Raw genomic sequence first — 17,130 nt, 5'->3', positions numbered from 1 at the left:
CTCGAAACCTCGGTGAGCGCCTACAGGATCGGGGTGCAACCAGAAAAACTATCGCAGCCAAAATCAAACGCTGTCTGAAACGCCCAACAATTGCTTCGTTGTCGTCATCGACGTCTGCAAAGGCTGACCATCGCGTTGCAGCTTGTTGAGCAGGCTGGCACCCAACCACATTTGATAAAGCGTTTCTGCCAGCTGTCGCGCATCGTGGCCGGGCAGGCACCCTTCGGATTGCCCCTGGCGGATACACGCCGTCAGCCGCGCCACAATTTGCTCGGCACCGTCACGCAAGGTAATACGCATCGACTCGGACAAGTCCGCCACTTCAGCACTCAACTTGACCACCAGGCACTCATTGCCGCTGAACGGCTCGACACAACGCTGCTGCCATCCAAGCCAGTAATCCATGAGCCGTTCGCGAGGCGTCAACCCTGGCAAGGCAAGGCGTCTGTCCATGTCAGCGAGATAGCCAGCGAAGTAATCTTCCAGCAAGGCTTGCCCGTACTGCTCCTTGGATTTGAAGTAGTGGTAGAACGAGCCTTTGGGCACGCCAGCAACTTGCAGGAGCTCGCTGAGCCCCACGCTGGTGAAGCCCTTCCCCGCCATCATGCGGTGGCCGGTATCGAGCAAATGCTGGCGAGTGTCGTCATAGGTCGGTTTCATGAAGCGCAAAATACCAAAAATTAGACCAGTCGTCTATTTTTTGAACGATCAAGAGAGATACGTGACCAACCTTGTGGAAGTGATCTGAAAAAAACTCTAGACGACTGGTCTATTCCGAGTCTAAGCTTTGTCCATCGGTGACCTGACGCGCTGATATTTCAGCTCCCGCGTCGCTTCGCTTCATTGCCAGTCCTTCACCTTCAAGGAGTACCGTATGAAAATTCTGATGGTTCTGACTTCGCACGATCAACTGGGTAACACCGGCAAGAAAACCGGCTTCTGGCTCGAAGAATTTGCTGCTCCCTATTTCGCGTTCAAGGATGCCGGTGCGGACATCACCGTCGTCTCGCCAGCCGGTGGTCAGCCACCGCTCGATCCGAAAAGCGACGAGCCTGATGCGCAAACCGCTGAGACCGATCGCTTCCGCAAAGACGCTGAGGCTCAACGCGTACTCGCCAACACTGGCCTGCTGTCAGATGTCCGCGCTGAAGACTTCGACGCAGTCTTTTACCCAGGTGGCCATGGCCCGCTGTGGGATCTGGCTGTAGACAAGAACTCGATTGCACTGATCGAAGCCTTTGATCGCAGCAACAAGCCTCACGGCTTTGTCTGCCACGCACCTGGTGTGCTGATTAACGTCAAAGGCGCCGATGGCAAGCCACTGGTAAGCGGCCGTAAGGTTACTGGCTTCACCAATTCGGAAGAGGAAGCGGTTGGCCTTACCGACGTGGTGCCGTTCCTGATTGAAGACGAGTTCCAGCGTTTGGGTGGGCAGTATTCCAAGCTAGGCGATTGGCAGGTTTATGTTGTTGAAGATGGTCAGTTGGTCACTGGCCAGAACCCGGCCAGTTCGGCAGCCGTCGCTGAAGCACTGCTGAAAAAATTGGGTTAATCCCCCAGTTTTACATTCCCTGCGACACGATTCCCCGTGGACGCTGCGCCTGACGGCAAAGCGTCCATTATTTTTAGATTAGAAATAGTCGACTGGTCTAATAAACACTGAGACCGTTCAACGTCGAACAAGGCAGATCAATGAGCAATTCAGTCAAAAACAGCAATTTCTTCACCCCGACCCAACTGGGACATCACACCCTCAAAAACCGTATTGTCCTGCCACCCCTCACCCGGCAGCGCAGCACTCAGCCTGGCAACGTCGCCAACGAGCTCATGGCGCAGTACTACAGCCAGCGCGCAGGTGCGGGATTTCTGGTCACCGAAGGCACGCAAATCGAACCGCGCGGTCAGGGTTATGCCTGGACGCCGGGTATCTATACACCCGGGCAAATCGCTGGCTGGCGCAAGGTGACGGAGGCGGTGCATGCAGAAGGCGGCGTGATCTTCGCCCAGCTGTGGCATGTCGGCCGGGTGTCTCACACCGCGCTGCAACCGAATGGCGAAGCCCCCGTATCGGCCTCGGCCATTGCTGCGGACCAGGTGAAAGTGTTTATCGAAACTGCGCCGGGCGCAGGTGAACTGGTCAAACCTTCTGTACCGAGGGCACTGACCACTGATGAAGTTCAGGAGCTTGTTCAGCTCTACATTCAGGCGGCACGCAATGCGATGGAGGCCGGCTTCGATGGCATCGAACTGCATTGCGCCAATGGCTATCTGGTCAACCAATTCATTTCTGCTCACAGCAATCATCGCGAAGATCAGTACGGCGGCTCGCTTGATAATCGCCTGCGTTTCCTGCGTGAGATCGTTGCGGGTGTCGCCGAATGCATTGGCAAAGAGAAGGTCGGCGTACGTTTTGCACCTCTGTTCACGACGACGGATGAAGACCGCACTTATCTGGGGTTGGTCGAGGAAGATCCGCACACCACGTACATCGAAGCCATCAGGATTCTGGAGAACGCCGGTATCGCTTATCTCTCCATCGCCGAAGCCGATTGGGATAACGCGCCAGCCATGCCGGAAGCATTTCGTCGTGACGTGAGAAGCACCTTCAGCGGAGCCATCATGTATGCCGGAAAATACACGGCACAAAGCGGCTCAGCGCTGCTGGATTCAGGCTTGGCGGACCTTGTTGCGTACGGCCGCCCATTCATTGCCAATCCAGACCTGCCAGCCCGGATCGCCAATGACTGGCCGTGGAATCCGATCAATCCAGCCACCGTGTATGGCGGCGATGCCGAAGGTTATGTGGATTACCCGCTGTATGCGCAGTAATCGGTCAGGTATGTAACAGATACCCCGAGTTGATCTTATCGCGAGCAAGCTCGGCTCCCACTGGGTCTGCGCGATGGCGCAATGTCGTGGGACCGGCTTCAGCCGGGAAAAGGTGAGGACAGTCACTGAAAATGTGTCGTCAGAGACCTCGCTTTCCCGACTAAAGCCGGTCCCACGTCAACTCGCGGACAACCATAGAACTTCCCACAAATTCAACTGAACTCGCAGAACTGCCCGCTTCAGCCTGCTATGTACTCAAGCGAGCCAGCAAAACCTGCAGCGGATGGAGCACCGTTGTGCCCTCCTGACGTTTGACCTGACTGCGGCACGAATAACCGTCAGCCACAACACGTCCGGACTGGTTGAATTTCTGGATCAACAGCTTCCACGATTGCCCGTAGATGATGTTCGACGTGGCAGCGTTTCGTGTTTCGTGACCGTAAGTCCCCGACATTCCGCAACAGCCGCTGGCCTGGATCTGCAGCTTCAGGCCCGCGCGCTCAAAAATCTTCTGCCACAGGCCGATGCTACCGGGTTCGTTGGTTTTCTCGGTGCAGTGCGGCAGGAAATGATAAGGCTCCGCCTCCTTCAACGCCTCGCTTTGCGGCAGCGCATTAATCAGCCACTCCTGCGCCAGCAGCACCAACGGAGCCTTATCGACATCCAGCGTTTTAGCGTACTCCTGGCGGTAAACCAGAGTCATGGCGGGGTCCAGCCCCACCAACGGCACGTCATACTGCTGAAGATTGAACAGCGACTGGCCATTAAAGCTGGCAGCCTTTTCAAACGCTTTGAGAAAACCCTGCACTTGCAGCGGCTTGCCATTGGGCGCGTAAGGTGCGAGATAAACCTTGTAGCCAAGCCTTGAGATCAGCTCTACCCAATCCGCCAGTAACGGGGTTTCGAAGAACCGGGTAAACGCATCCTGGACGAGAATCACACTTTTCGCCCGCTGCGCATCCGAAAGCACGGAGAGGCGCTGCGGGGTGGCGACTTCGACGTTCCAGCGTCGGCACACTGCGGTGAAGTCCATCAGACTCAGCAACGGGCTGTCGACCATCCCTGCGATGCGCTCAAGCCCCCACCGAACAGGGCGAGCACTCATGACGAAATTATAAAGTCGCGGCATTCTGGCGATGTAAGGAACGGTGTATTCCAGAGAGCCGATCAGATAGTCCTTGAGCGGCCGCAGATAGCGGGTGTGATAAAGCTCAAGAAAACGCGAGCGGAACTCGGGCACGTTCACCTTCACGGGGCATTGCCCGGCACAGGATTTACACGCCAGGCAACCCGCCATCGCGTCGTAAACCTCATGGGAAAAATCGTCCTGCCCGAGCTTTTGCCTGACGGTGTTAACGGCTCGCCGGGCGATGTTCTGCGTCGCGCCCGAGGCCGCCGCCAATACATCAACACCCTGCGCGCCCTGTAACCGAAGCCATTCCCGGAGCAGCGAGGCACGGCCTTTGGGCGAGTGAATACGATTGCGCGTGGCCTTCCAGGAAGGACACATGGCGTCATCGGGATCGAAGTTGTAGCACGCGCCATTGCCGTTGCAGTGAAGCGCGGCGTCATAGCTCTGCCAGACACGCTCATCGATCGTGCGGTCCAGCTCGCCACGCAACCGGACTTCGTCAACCAACGTCAATTTCGCGGTTGGCACGGTACCCGGTGTAGCGATTTTGCCCGGATTGAGCTGGTTGTGCGGGTCGAACGCCGCTTTCAGCGCTTGCAATGCTGGGTAAAGCGCACCGAAGTAGTCAGGCACATATTGCGAGCGTAAGCCCTTGCCATGCTCGCCCCACAACAGGCCGCCATGCTTTTGCGTCAGCGCCGCGACCGCATCGGAAATCGGCCGGATCAACGCGGCCTGAACCGGATCTTTCATGTCCAGAATCGGCCGAACATGCAGCACGCCCGCATCGACGTGACCGAACATTCCGTATTGCAGGTTGTGGCTGTCCAGCAGCGCCCGGAACTCCTGAATGAAATCAGCGAGGTTTTCAGGCGGGACCGCAGTGTCTTCGACAAAAGGCTGCGGTCTTGCCTCGCCCTTGACGTTACCGAGCAAGCCCACCGCTCGTTTGCGCATGGCATAGATACGTTTGAGCGCATCAGCGCCTATCGCAAGGGTGTGGCCAAGGCGCACCACCGACAGGTCGAGCTGCAAGTGCAAAACGAAATCGTGGACTTTCTGCTGGACGACCTCTTCGTCATCACCGCTGAACTCGATGATGTTGATGCCAAGGGTCGGCGTGTCGGGATTTTCCGGGAAGTACTCGGCGACGCCGTGCCAGACGATGTCTTTCATCGCCAGCATCAGTACTTTCGAGTCGACGGTTTCAATGGAAAGCGGCTTCATTTCCATCAACGCTTTTGCGTCACGCAAGGCATCCATGAAGCCGGCGTAGCGCACATTCACCAGAATCGAATATTTGGGGATCGGCAGGACGTTGAGTTTGGCTTCAACGATAAACCCGAGCGAGCCTTCGGAACCGCAAAGCACACTGTTCAGATTGAAGCGACCGTCGGCCTCGCGCAGGTGCGCCAGGTCGTATCCGGTCAGGCAGCGGTTCAGTTTCGGGAACGTGCTTTCAATCAGTTCGGCCTGGGTGTCGACAATATCCAGTGCACAGCGATAAACCTCGCCGATGCGGTCAGTCCGGTTAGCGAACGCCTGCAGTTGTTCGGCATCAACCGACAGGCTGTCGAGGCGATGGCCACCCAGCATGACCGTAGAAAGCTCAAGCACATGGTCGCGGGTCTTGCCATAGGTGCAACTGCCCTGCCCGCTCGCATCGGTGTTGATCATGCCGCCAATGGTGGCTCGATTCGAGGTTGAAAGCTCCGGCGCAAAAAACAGCCCGTGAGGCTTGAGCGCGGCGTTCAGCTGATCCTTGACCACGCCGCTCTGCACTTTGACCCAGCGCTCCTCGACATTGATCTCAAGGATATTGTTCAAGTGCCGTGACAGGTCGACGACCACACCATCCGTCAGCGACTGGCCGTTGGTGCCTGTACCGCCGCCACGAGGCGTGAGCACTACCGAACTGTGCTCAGGTTCAGCGACCAGCCGCGAAACAATCGCAACGTCCTGCTCATCCAGCGGAAACACCGCGGCCTGGGGCAGCCGCTGATAAATGGAGTTATCCGTTGCCAACACAGTCCGGCCGCCATAATCACGCGCAATCTCCCCTCGAAAGCCCGCCGCTCCAAGGGCATCAAGAAAGGCTTCATACGTCGTGCTTTGGGCAACTGCCGGGGACAAACGGGCGATCATATGGAATTCCTGCAGGCTAAGAAGCTAATCTATGCATTCACGTTGCGTATGCTCGGCTTGACGGCACAGAGCATCAGATTCTATTTTTTGTTAATTTTTACGCCTCTCAGCTTTTGTCACAAGCGTAATTCCTGCTGATTTTGCATGAGCTTTATGAATGAACCCCAGAAGACTGACCCCATCAATGTCGCTGCTGATTGCTTTCGAAGCTGCAGCTCGACATGGCAGTTTCACCAAAGCCGCAGAAGAGCTGACGCTGACCCAGAGCGCGGTCAGTCGACAGGTGCAGACGCTGGAGGCCCAACTTGAAGTCGAGCTGTTCAGGCGAGACGGGCGCAAGATCGAACTGACCGCCGCAGGCGCGCTGTATCAGCATGAATTGGCTGCTGCGCTAGGCCGCATTCGTAGCGCGACCCTGCAAACCATTTCATACAAGAATGACGGCGGTCCTTTGAATCTGGCGGTGCTGCCTACGTTGGGCTCAAAGTGGCTGCTGCCGCGCATGCATGAGTTCTATGCCAAACACCCTGGAATACTGGTGCACATCCACTCCAGGATTGTTCAGGCGGAAACCCAGCCCACGACTCACGACATGGACGCAATCATCTGTGTAGGTTCGGGGGAATGGCCCGGCTATATTTCGCATAAGCTGCTCAGCGAAAAACTTGTGGTGGTCGCCAGCCCGGCTGCACTACCCGGGTTTCGGCTAATGACGCCTGCGAACGTTGCCGAGCATGCACTGCTCAACGTAGTGTCCAGACCCAACGCGTGGTCTGACTGGTTTGACAGCCATGATGTCGACCACCGAAACATGAGATCCGGCCCGAGCTTCGAACTCACCGCGCATCTGATTCAGGCGGTATCGGCGGGCATCGGGATCGGGCTGGTGCCTGAGATTCTCGTGCAGGATGAGCTCAAGAGCGGCGAACTGGTTGCGCTGTTTGACGCCATGGACAGCGGCCGCAGTTACTATCTTGTCTATGCGACCCGCTATCAGCACCTGCCGTCGTTGAACGCGTTCAGCACCTGGCTGCTGTCGTTGCCGTTTCCTGACAAGTAAAAACACAGTCTATGAGTTGAATGCATTTATTGCAGGAGCTGCCGAAGGCTGCGAAGCATTTACCGCCATCGCAGCCTTCGGCAGCTTCTACAAGTGAACATGTCTCAGACTACAAATCCAACAAGCGGTCGGCGATTAATCCCGATGCAACGCTCTCCACCGAGCCGATCAAAAATACTGGCCCCATTCCATCCCATCGAACTGTCACGGTCCCGCCATCGCATTCAACCTCGACTGTATTGTCCAGCAGGCCACGACGTATTCCGTTAACGGCCGCGCCACACGCGCAGGAGCCCGAGCCGAGGGGAATACCACCGCCCCGCTCCCAGATACGCAACCGGATATGCTTGCGGCTCATAATCTGGACGAAATGCACGTTCGTCTTGAGCGGAAACAAGTCATTGGTTTCAAGGGCCGGACCGATTTTCGCAATATCAACATCGGCCAGATCATCGACAAAATAAGTGCAGTGCGGATTGCCCATGCTGCAGGCCGTCGGACGACCAGCCACTGGCAGAACAGCTGAGTCCAACTCCAAGGCCAGCGGAATATCTGCCCAACCAAACAGCGGTTTGCCCATGTCCACCGCGATATCGCCGGTCGACGTTCGCTCGCACGCCAACAAGCCGCGATTGGTCCTTAACGTTACAGACGTGACGCCCGCTTCGCGCATCAAAAGATCCGCAACACCCCGAGTGGCGCTCCCGCACGCATCCAGGGGAGAGCCGTCCGCATTCCAGAATATCAAGCGCGCCGCGGCATCATCACAATCAAGCAGCACCGCGAGCTGATTGAAACCGAGCCCTCGATTCCGGTCGCCCAATCGACGGGCGATGTTACTGGTGAACAGGTTGGCGGCGTTTCGCGTGTCTACGATGACGAAGTCATCGCCATTGGCATGCATTTTATGAAAACCAAGCGGCATCACTGGACCCTGCGACAAGACGTGGAGATGATGTTTAAAGCGCTTCAGTCCACCACAAACAACTTGGCACCGGTAGTGGTAAATGACCGATGCCCCTCGGCGTCATTACTCACCTGGTAGCTCATACCGGCAGTGAGGATGAATTGCCGACCATCTTCCAGTTCGGTATGCAACTCACCCTCCAGGCACAGCAAGATATGGCCTCTCCAACACCAGTGATCAGCCAGATATCCGGGGCTGTATTCCACCATACGAACGCGCACCGAACCAAACTCACAGGTGCGCCAATAAGCAGTACCGGTTTCACCGGCATGTTCTACGGGTTCGATTGTCGACCAGTCGGTTGTGCCGAACGGGAAAGCAGTGAGTTCAATCATGGCCGGTTCCAGACAAGAGGGATGCAAACCGTATCAGCCTGAAGGAATGGCTGACAGATACAGATTGCTTGTAGTCGCGGGATACAGAGCGCTTCAGTGACTGCGGCAAGCGCCGTAAATAGGCTGCCGCGCAATACGGCCCCCCTCCAGACAGCATTACAACAAGGCGGAGTCGTACTGAAACATGAAAGCGCCCTCTTGAAGCACTAACGACTTAGCATGGCAGCCGTATCCAGCTGAAACTCATCATCAATGGCGAGTTGCTTCATTTGTGACGCCGCCGGTTCTGCCTCTCCTACTCTGGTAAACTCCACCCTTCATCGCCGTGATCAGCGCTGACTGACACTGCCCAGAATTGGTACAGATACGTTGAACACCATGTCGCCCGAAGCTCTCAACAATATTCGCACTACATCCCCTGAACCCTCCCGCCGCTTCAGCGTTGCACCCATGATGGACTGGACAGATCCTTAGCTCAGACCTTGATGTACGGGCCCTACACTAAAGGCCGTCATTCTCCGTACCACTTTTGTACCACTAACCCCGCCTCTGTGCCTGTTTCAAATGCCGAAGCGGTCCAAGGAGCCCAGCCTCCGCGACATATTTTTATACCATCAATCCAGTGTCACGCAGGGATTCGGCCCAGTAAAACCGGTGGCAGGGAGACGCTTAACCCCTGACTGCCCCTGCAAAAACCCGAATCATTGGCCCAGCTTTTGGCCCAAATCTTCTAGTGCACTGCTTACCGCCAGCTTGACTGAGTGCTCTTTACCCCCTTTAAAAAATCTGCCCAAAGCTTCCGGTCCCCCAATTCATAATTACCAATGTTCGCCAGACAGCGGGCGAGTGTAGTTGCGAGCTAATACAGCATAGATAAAGTTCCATCGAAGCGACTGGAAGCGCTGATGGATGTCTAAGACCTCAGCCTGCAGATAGTGAACGCCTCGCAGACCTAGCCCGCCGAATTACTCGAACTCGACGGGCGAACCAGCCAACAACAGTCAGTGCAGGGGTTGCCCTGATAACGACGGGATCTCACTGAGCAGGTCAGCCAGTTCATGCCAGGGATGTCGTCCGTACTGGCTGGCCACACAGTCGGGCGCATGTTCAAAGGGTTCTTGCGCCAGGCCAATAGACTGCGCGGCCAGACACTGGGTACACAACACGAAATCCCCCATCAAACTCCAGCGCCCGGCCCAGCCGATCTGCCGTTCATGAAGCAGCTCACTGCCATCGAGCGTCACGCAGCGAGCAAACACCGTATCTTCAGTCATACCACACCTCCATCCAGGGAATTGGGCACATCCTCACATCACCCATGCTAAAGCGTAGGCCACGCCTTGGCCGTTGGATGACCGTTCAGCGCCTCACACTTCCACCTGGAAAGCGCGAATCCCCGCCGACTCGGCAAAGCGCCCCACCGCCGTCAGGCTGGCCCAGGTACGCAATGCTTCTCGACGCGAACGCACCGGTAACCAGCGACTGCCTGCGCCGCCCAAACGGATTGCCAACGTCCACTTGTCGTCTTTGCGACTCACCAGCACATCGCGCACCGCGCCGCCTTCAAGCATGGCGCGCAGCGCATCTTCGTGAATCCCTTGAGGCATGATTAAGCGAGCTTCCTGATCCGGTCGGTAAAATCAGTGACCTGCGCAGGCGACAGGCAGTTCAACTGACCAAAGCGCTCCAGGTGCAGGATCATGGCTTCGTGACTGCCTGGCTCACCGGCGGCGATGCGGCGGCAGGTCTTCTCCAGAATCAACCGGGCCAGTTCAGGATTGTCGATGGTCGAGGCGTCGAACGCCAGCGCGACTGCAGTGGCCAGCTCCCCAAGATCGGGATCGGTGCGTTTCAGTGCGCGCAGGGCATTCAGTTGCCGGGCGGTGATGGGTAGCGACACGGTGTCCTCCTTGAACCTGGTCACGCTCTGACCACGAGCAGCGAAAATGGTAGTCCAGAATCGGGGGTTCTGGTGTCCAGCGGGCACAAAAAAGCCCACCGGGGTGGGCTTTGCTGTGGGGGTCGATTTAACGAATGTCCCGTTATGAAAGGTCCCCAATGGGGCTTCAGGACCAAGTCTATGCGGCATGAGGCCGAAACGCTGACATCGACGATTGGCAGACGCCCGCCCATAGCAAATACACGTAACTATTGAGTAGAATCCCTCAATCGTACAGGTCGATTGCCTGGGCATAGAAAAAGGATAATTTCATGCTGGACAAATCTATAACAAATCCAGGGATTCACAAGCAATTCTTGATGTCTAATTACTCACATGATGAGCGCAAAATTTTAGAGAATCTTTCGAAGGACTGGTATCTGACCAATTCAGGCCAAGAGATCAAAGTTGCGCAATCTCGCTACTCTTACTTCTTAATGAAGCCAAGCCAGCGAACATCAGAAATGTTCAATATTGAGCGAGAGATCATCTGCGTTTTCAGTAGCTATGAGTTTTTTGAGCCTCGTTGCTTTGATATATTTGATAAAGTTTTACAGCTTCTACCAAAGATGAGAACGGAAACAGTTTGCGGGATACTGATCAGTCGCGCTAGCGTCGTAGAAGAGAAAGTTGAGCGCCTTCTTAAAGCTGATCCCGAACACTCCATAGTAATCCCGGCAACCTATCAAGAACTAATTAACTCAAATTGTATCGAGGTACTAGAAAATAAGTTCAGAAAACACTTTTATTCCAGAGATCTATTTGCATTTCTTTCTCCACTTAAGAAAGACACATACTTTTTCGGACGATCAAACTTAATCACCGAATTAATAAGCCGATATCAATCTGGCGAGCACACAAGTTTATTCGGGTTACGCAAGAGCGGCAAAACCTCTATCGTATATGCTATTGAGCGCAAACTCACTTCCATTGGCGAGCAGGCCTTAATGCTGGACTGTGAAAGCCCTTCAATTCATCTTTGCAGATGGAACGAGCTTTTAGAAAAACTGGTAAATCTATATGCCAAAGCCAAATCAACGAAAATCAAGATAACTACCCAAGATCGCTACAGTGAAAAGGACGCTGCAGATAGCTTTGAAAATGACATGATAAAAGTCTTTGAATCAAAAAAGCCTTGCAGCATGCTTTTTATTTTCGATGAAATTGAGCGAATCTCACCCGGCACTGCGTCTTCCGAACATTGGAGGAGCGGTACAGATTTCATATACTTTTGGCAGACATTACGAGGTTTTTACCAAAAAAACCCACAAGTGTTTTCCTACATGCTGGTGGGTACTAACCCGAGTTGTGTAGAGGCGGCCTCCGTTGTTGGTCATGACAACCCGATATACGCGTCAATTCCAAGCCAATATGTACCATCATTTTCCGTAGAACAAGTTAAACAGATGGTAGCCCGGCTTGGAGAATATATGGGCCTTAGATTTGACGACCTAATAGCTGCAAAACTTACGGATGACTTCGGAGGACATCCATTCTTAATTCGACAAATGTGCAGTAGCATTCATAAAGTGGCGGGCATGAACCGTCCCATAACAATAAACAAGGTTATTTACAACAAAGCAAAAGAGGAATTTCAGCTACACTCAAAAGAATACCTGGACATGATGCTACAAGTACTGAGTGAATGGTACCCTGATGAGTACGAGATGCTTCGCTTCCTAGCGCAAGATGATAGAGATAGCTTTGAAAGCTTCGCTTTTGACAATACAAGTTTAACTCGCCACTTGATTGGTTACGGCCTAATACAAAAAGGCGATAATGGTTACGCATTCAATCTGGAGGCCATCGCTGACCTCCTCAAGAAGAAGCATCGAAATGAAGTGGTAAACTTATCCAATGAGGATATGGTACAAGAGGTGTCTTCCCGCAGAAACTCATTAGAGAAATCCCTAAGGACTTTAGCTCGCAATGTTTTAAAGATATCATTAGGCGCCAACAAAGCTGCTTCAACTGTTGTAGCAGCAGTTCCAGAAAACAGGAGAGGCTCCTTAACAGGAATTCAAATTAACCAGTTACTTGACCGCGATAAATCCCCGCTCTTCTTTCTGGAGTTAATAAATTTAATCAAAAGGGAGTGGGGATCTTTTGAAAAAAGTCTTGAGACTGATAAGACGAAATTCATAATGATGCTTGAGGAGATCAATCAATTTGGTCGCCCTGACGCACATGCGAAGAATTTGACTAAGGACGAGTTCACTCAGCTGAGACTCTACTTTAACAAGCTAGACGCAATACTAGACTTATAAATCCCGCCGCCGGAGGCTAACCGTGACTACCGTGGCGCCTGACTCACTCCGGCGGTGCCTCTTGGGACCACGTAATAACATCGACGCCCCCTACGCTACGCTTGGGCATGACGATGCCGGCACGTAACAAAAAAATCTCTAGCCTGTTGATTTAAAAGTTAAAAGCATCTTCCTTGTAATCAGTCGCTCTGGAGCTCGATACGTACCTTCAGCCCAGCCCAAAACGCAGAGAACGAATTTCAGCCATTCGGACCTGCCAGTTTCACTCCGACTCAGGGCACAAATAAATTAAAGGACTGACGCAGGTCCAAGCGTAAATCCATGCTTGAGCATTGCGCTTGCCCAACCTGCTTAGAAAAGAGCTATATCACACTGTCTAAACCCTGGCTGTACAAACACGCAAATACTCAATTCAATAAACTATAGTTAAACTTTAACAAAAAGGAGAACTAAGATGACTACGCTGCAGCTCCTGCATCGAATCAAAAACAACACATTTAAATTCTAAATTTTCCACTTTAAAACTTTCCTGCAAATGTGAAAGGAAAACTTCCTTAGCTTCACGGGAGGACTCTTCAACCGGTAAAATTGCTACCAACTCTCCTATCACGTTTAACTCAGCAGTAAAGAACGGAGAATTGATTACCTCCGCTATACTTTGAGCTGTTGTGAGCGCGTTAGATTTCGCTAGCCTTCTCCCTGCAATCAGGACGATGGAAGCGTAGGCTTTACTCAACGAACTATTATACCTGTCTGGAGTTATCCAGTCTGACGTAGACGTTGGTCTAAAACCTCTTAAGCAGCAGGCTGCAAGCAATTTCAGGCCTTCAAAACTATCGCTATTACTAAAAACAAAGCTCTCTACCGCCTCATATACTTCCTCATCAAGGCCCTCAATTATCTCATAAGCCCTTCCCGACATACTATCTAATACACGAATCATCTCTGGGCCTTTAATATATTCTAGCGGTAACACCTTTAGAAACGACATGTGAAGCCATTTTGTGTTTGACCACTCCACAATCTGACTTAAACTATCAAGTTCAAGACTGCCCGACACTAAAGGGGCCACACCTTGGCAGCTTAAAGCAAATAGATATTTGTTTGCGAGCTCTCGCTTCGCATCCAACCTATTGACACACTGCATCAAATTGAATATTTCTGTGCTCACAACGTCTCGAGAATGAAGTATGGAGGCGCCTGCTGCAGCGTAAGGAAAGCCAATGGAATTTATTCTAGCGTCATAAGGGAGCCCCTCATTGGGCATATAATTGAAATCTTTATCGGATATTCCAAAATCATTCCACCTCATTTTGGCCTGTTTCCAAACATCCAAATTCCCAAGCTCACCACTTGCAGCTTTGGCACAGTAAAAATCTAGAGTTCTAATATCATCCAAATTTTTTAGACACATAGCAACGGGCCACGGCACTATCCATAGCCAACTTCCTAATTGAGAAACCTCAAACGCAGGAGAAATCTTTTTAAGATCAGAAAACAATCTTGCCAATTGTAACTCTGAGCAATCCAGCATTACACCGCATGCATCAAACACCCAAAGCCATAAGGGGTGTGCGCTTTTAGAATCGGGTAATGATGTGAGTTCAACGGCGCCGTTATCAATCAAAAACCTAAAGCTTTGAGATACCCCATGGACATTAACTTCCAATCTATCAGATCTTGACCCATTAGCTTTAAACAAAAAATTCGCCCAGGCAGGTATTGGAATTCCTGCATTTCTGGCAATTTCACTCAAAACTTGCAGATCACCCGGCAGCACCTTGGAAGGAACGGTACTAATGAATAAAAAACCGGCCTTTTGCATTAAGAACTCGCTTCCTGCTGTGCTCTTTATGGACCTTAAGATGCCTAACGCACTCTCTGGGTTCATTGGCCAGAATTTATCTGCGGCTGCACAAGCCCACTCAATCTTCTGCGCTACAAGCACCAAAATTACATGCCAAGCGCCATAATACCTCAACTGAGAAGAGTCCTGAAGCAAGTGCAAAAGTGACTCTTCATATACATTTTTCAATACAGGATCGTAGAGTGCCGCCAATCGTTCTTGACATTCGTGAGGAGGAAGTTCTAAAACCCTCATAGCCAGTCTGAGAAAATACCGTCGCTGCCCTGGCTGGTTAGATATAGCGCCATCTTCGAGTATATCTAGCGCCAACTGACTTCCTACTAGCAATAAACTTGAAAGCTTACTCCCTGCTCCACCCTGTACATCCTCATTCAATTCCATGCATATGCTAAGGATATAACTTCTCAGGTGCTGCTTATCATAGAAGCATCTTCCTGCGGCAAACAAGAATACATTCCGCCAATGAGATGCGTGTGCAACAGCTTGCAGTCTTGCTACCACATCTCTATCTGGACCATTCATTAAAGATTGTGCAGCCATAAACTCCTGCAGTGATCGAATTTCAAATCCAACACGGCCTTCTTGCGGCGCAACTAAAAAAACCAGCCGCTCAAGTGCTGCATTCAAGATCTCGAGCCGAAGCCTGTTTCGCTCTTGATCTGGATGTTCTTCTGACTGAAGTCTGAAATCAATAATAGATGAAAATTCCTCCGTACTTAGCAACGCATCGGTACTCCCGCCATACTCCGATTTTTGTTGAAGTACTCTTCCCACTTCTTGGTGTATGACATCAATATCAGCTTGATAAGTACTCAGTAACTTCGCAGCTGGAATATCTCGCTCTTTTTCGCGGCGATTGATCACTTGATAATACTCATTAAACAACCGCCAACGCTCTTTAGGCGGTTCACCTAGACTTTCTACAAGCAAAGTCATAATCGTAACTTGCAGCGGACTTCTCATTAACCTAGCAGTTGATTCCTCCTCACTAGCCCTGCTCATTCTACGATTAAATGTTGATATCTTATCGTGATCATCTCCCCATCTGCGCGAGATCAAACGATCAGCATAATGCAATGCATTTTCTGGTGTTAAAGGAGATAACACTAGATGGCAGTAATATTTTTCTGCAAAGTCATCATTATACCCCTGAGGCCGGCTTGTCGCTACAACCATCAGATCAGAGTTGCACTCCTGCGAGTCGATTAAAAAATCATTAATTTTCTGTAAAACCTCTGATCGATTAGATGATGCAGGCACTTCATCTAAACCATCAAGAGCTACCAGCCAAGGATATGCCCCTAACCACCCCCTCAAGTCATCCGCTACAAGTTCTCTATCACAACGACGTTTAATCATCTCCAATATATAATTAAACAAAGAGGACGCCGCCCCTTTCGCCAAATCCGACGCAAACCTATTCAGCTCAATCCTAATGGGAAACCTTGGGACAGAGGGTGACGACAAACCCTCAACTTTACACTGCTCAATAATCAGACCGAAAGCGTTTCTGACTTCAGGGGTCATCGGCTCTAAGTTGTACTGTGAGAGCAATGCGGCGCGATGCATCTGGCAAAAAAATTGCGTGAGCGTACTTTTCCCTTGTCCCGGCCCTCCGATAAACACTACTCGACCCGGGATTTGGTGTATGTAATCACCACGGCCGTGGACATTGGGTGGAACAGATGCCGTATCGAGACGGAGCCCTGAGATGTGGAGTAGATTTTTTACTGCACTGTAGCTAGTTAACTCGTTCATTTCACTAGATGCCGCGGCCGCGACATCCTTCTTACTCGCCACAATCCCTTCCTTCCTTGGAACTCTTCCACCTTTAATCGGAACATCAACAAATACGCATGCAAGCGGAATTTTATCATCCGCACTGCTGCCGGCCTGGCCTAAATTAACGTATTGCTGAGACGTCAATTCTTTGCGCACAAAGTTAAGCATTAGGCTTTTAAAATCTGCACGTACAGGGCGCATGTTATCGAGCACTGCAGAAAGCACATCGCCGGATGTAATCCAAGCAGAATATGACTTCCTAATACCTTCATACAAGTCTAGGTACGAACATATTTGATCTCGATCCCAAACTCTAAAGTCTTTAATACCAATCTTTTTTTTATAGCTCTCTAGTAATGCGTTTACTTTATCCTTCCCTCCAACACTCGAAACTGGAGTTAAGATAACGTTAGTAGCAAAAATATAGTACTCTGGCTTTCGCAGATTTCGATTTTCATCTAAAAACTTTTCCAGATCAGCACTTAGCTCTGCCAGCGCCCAATCTGCATCCTTGATGCCGGGTTTTTGACGAAACTTTGCCTGAATGACCCCATATCCATTCCAGTGATTAGTAGCGTTCGGAAATGCTACAGCGCCCTCAAACGTCGCCTCCCTTGCTCCATCAGGACCATCTCCAAAAATATTAACCCCGCTTCCTAAACTAGCTAGCGATATTGCCTGAACCAACTGTTCAAAGGACCGCGTTGATAACCTCGAAAAATCATAATCCATTACGCTACCTACCTAAGATAATCCGGGTGCACCCTTTAGCTCACATTCAAGCTTTACAATTATTCCCATTATCAA

General features: G+C 51.6%; 12 protein-coding genes. 4 read left to right on the top strand and 8 right to left on the bottom strand.

Annotation, left to right across the window (positions count from 1 at the left end; all coding sequences use genetic code 11):
* Window positions 1-63 precede the first annotated feature (63 nt).
* Complete coding sequence (locus H8S59_RS00590) at window positions 64-660, bottom strand: TetR/AcrR family transcriptional regulator (protein WP_095095475.1); 597 nt, start codon at window positions 658-660, stop codon at window positions 64-66.
* A 214-nt stretch (window positions 661-874) separates the two neighbouring features.
* On the opposite strand from H8S59_RS00590, the gene H8S59_RS00585 reads away from it, so the two are divergent.
* Together H8S59_RS00585 and H8S59_RS00580 are read left to right on the top strand one after the other, a co-directional pair.
* On the top strand, window positions 875-1,552 hold the full coding sequence (locus H8S59_RS00585) for a type 1 glutamine amidotransferase domain-containing protein (protein ID WP_187520080.1): 678 nt from the start codon (window positions 875-877) through the stop codon (window positions 1,550-1,552).
* Between the two features lie 140 nt (window positions 1,553-1,692).
* On the top strand, window positions 1,693-2,829 hold the full coding sequence (locus tag H8S59_RS00580; RefSeq protein ID WP_187520079.1) for an alkene reductase: 1,137 nt from the start codon (window positions 1,693-1,695) through the stop codon (window positions 2,827-2,829).
* Between the two features lie 247 nt (window positions 2,830-3,076).
* On the opposite strand, the gene ydiJ is transcribed toward H8S59_RS00580, so the two are convergent.
* Entirely contained in the window at window positions 3,077-6,106 is a 3,030-nt protein-coding gene (gene ydiJ / locus H8S59_RS00575) for a D-2-hydroxyglutarate dehydrogenase YdiJ (protein WP_187520078.1), read from the bottom strand.
* Window positions 6,107-6,263: 157 nt separating this feature from the next.
* Here ydiJ and H8S59_RS00570 point away from each other — a divergent pair, with 157 nt between their 5' ends.
* Window positions 6,264-7,166 carry a LysR substrate-binding domain-containing protein gene (locus H8S59_RS00570; RefSeq protein WP_187520077.1) on the top strand — a complete coding sequence of 301 codons (903 nt, stop codon included), beginning with the start codon at window positions 6,264-6,266 and terminating at the stop codon, window positions 7,164-7,166.
* Between the two features lie 109 nt (window positions 7,167-7,275).
* Here the strand turns inward: H8S59_RS00570 and dapF are convergent, their stop codons facing one another.
* The 5 genes from dapF to H8S59_RS00545 form a co-directional block, all read right to left on the bottom strand.
* Window positions 7,276-8,091, bottom strand: coding sequence for a diaminopimelate epimerase (dapF, locus tag H8S59_RS00565; RefSeq protein WP_187520076.1), 816 nt, complete (start codon window positions 8,089-8,091; stop codon window positions 7,276-7,278).
* A 44-nt stretch (window positions 8,092-8,135) separates the two neighbouring features.
* Window positions 8,136-8,465 (bottom strand): DHCW motif cupin fold protein, encoded by a 330-nt coding sequence (locus H8S59_RS00560; RefSeq protein ID WP_187520090.1) that lies wholly within the window; start codon window positions 8,463-8,465, stop codon window positions 8,136-8,138.
* Window positions 8,466-9,469: 1,004 nt separating this feature from the next.
* Complete coding sequence (locus H8S59_RS00555) at window positions 9,470-9,742, bottom strand: hypothetical protein (RefSeq protein WP_187520075.1); 273 nt, start codon at window positions 9,740-9,742, stop codon at window positions 9,470-9,472.
* Window positions 9,743-9,835: 93 nt separating this feature from the next.
* A complete protein-coding gene (locus H8S59_RS00550) occupies window positions 9,836-10,075 on the bottom strand; it encodes a hypothetical protein (protein WP_187520074.1) in 240 nt (79 codons plus the stop codon).
* 2 nt (window positions 10,076-10,077) lie between these two features.
* On the bottom strand, window positions 10,078-10,368 hold the full coding sequence (locus H8S59_RS00545) for a hypothetical protein (RefSeq protein WP_187520073.1): 291 nt from the start codon (window positions 10,366-10,368) through the stop codon (window positions 10,078-10,080).
* A gap of 311 nt (window positions 10,369-10,679) precedes the next feature.
* Between H8S59_RS00545 and H8S59_RS00540 the strand changes: the two genes are divergently transcribed.
* Window positions 10,680-12,674, top strand: a complete 1,995-nt coding sequence (locus tag H8S59_RS00540; protein ID WP_187520072.1) for an ATP-binding protein — start codon at window positions 10,680-10,682, stop codon at window positions 12,672-12,674.
* 433 nt (window positions 12,675-13,107) lie between these two features.
* Here H8S59_RS00540 and H8S59_RS00535 read toward each other — a convergent pair whose 3' ends face one another.
* Window positions 13,108-17,055 (bottom strand): NACHT domain-containing protein, encoded by a 3,948-nt coding sequence (locus tag H8S59_RS00535; protein ID WP_187520071.1) that lies wholly within the window; start codon window positions 17,053-17,055, stop codon window positions 13,108-13,110.
* Window positions 17,056-17,130 lie beyond the last annotated feature (75 nt).

This window comes from Pseudomonas folii (assembly GCF_014357575.1).
GTDB classification, from domain to species: Bacteria; Pseudomonadota; Gammaproteobacteria; order Pseudomonadales; family Pseudomonadaceae; genus Aquipseudomonas; species Aquipseudomonas folii.
This window is presented reverse-complemented; position numbering and strand designations above follow the sequence as displayed.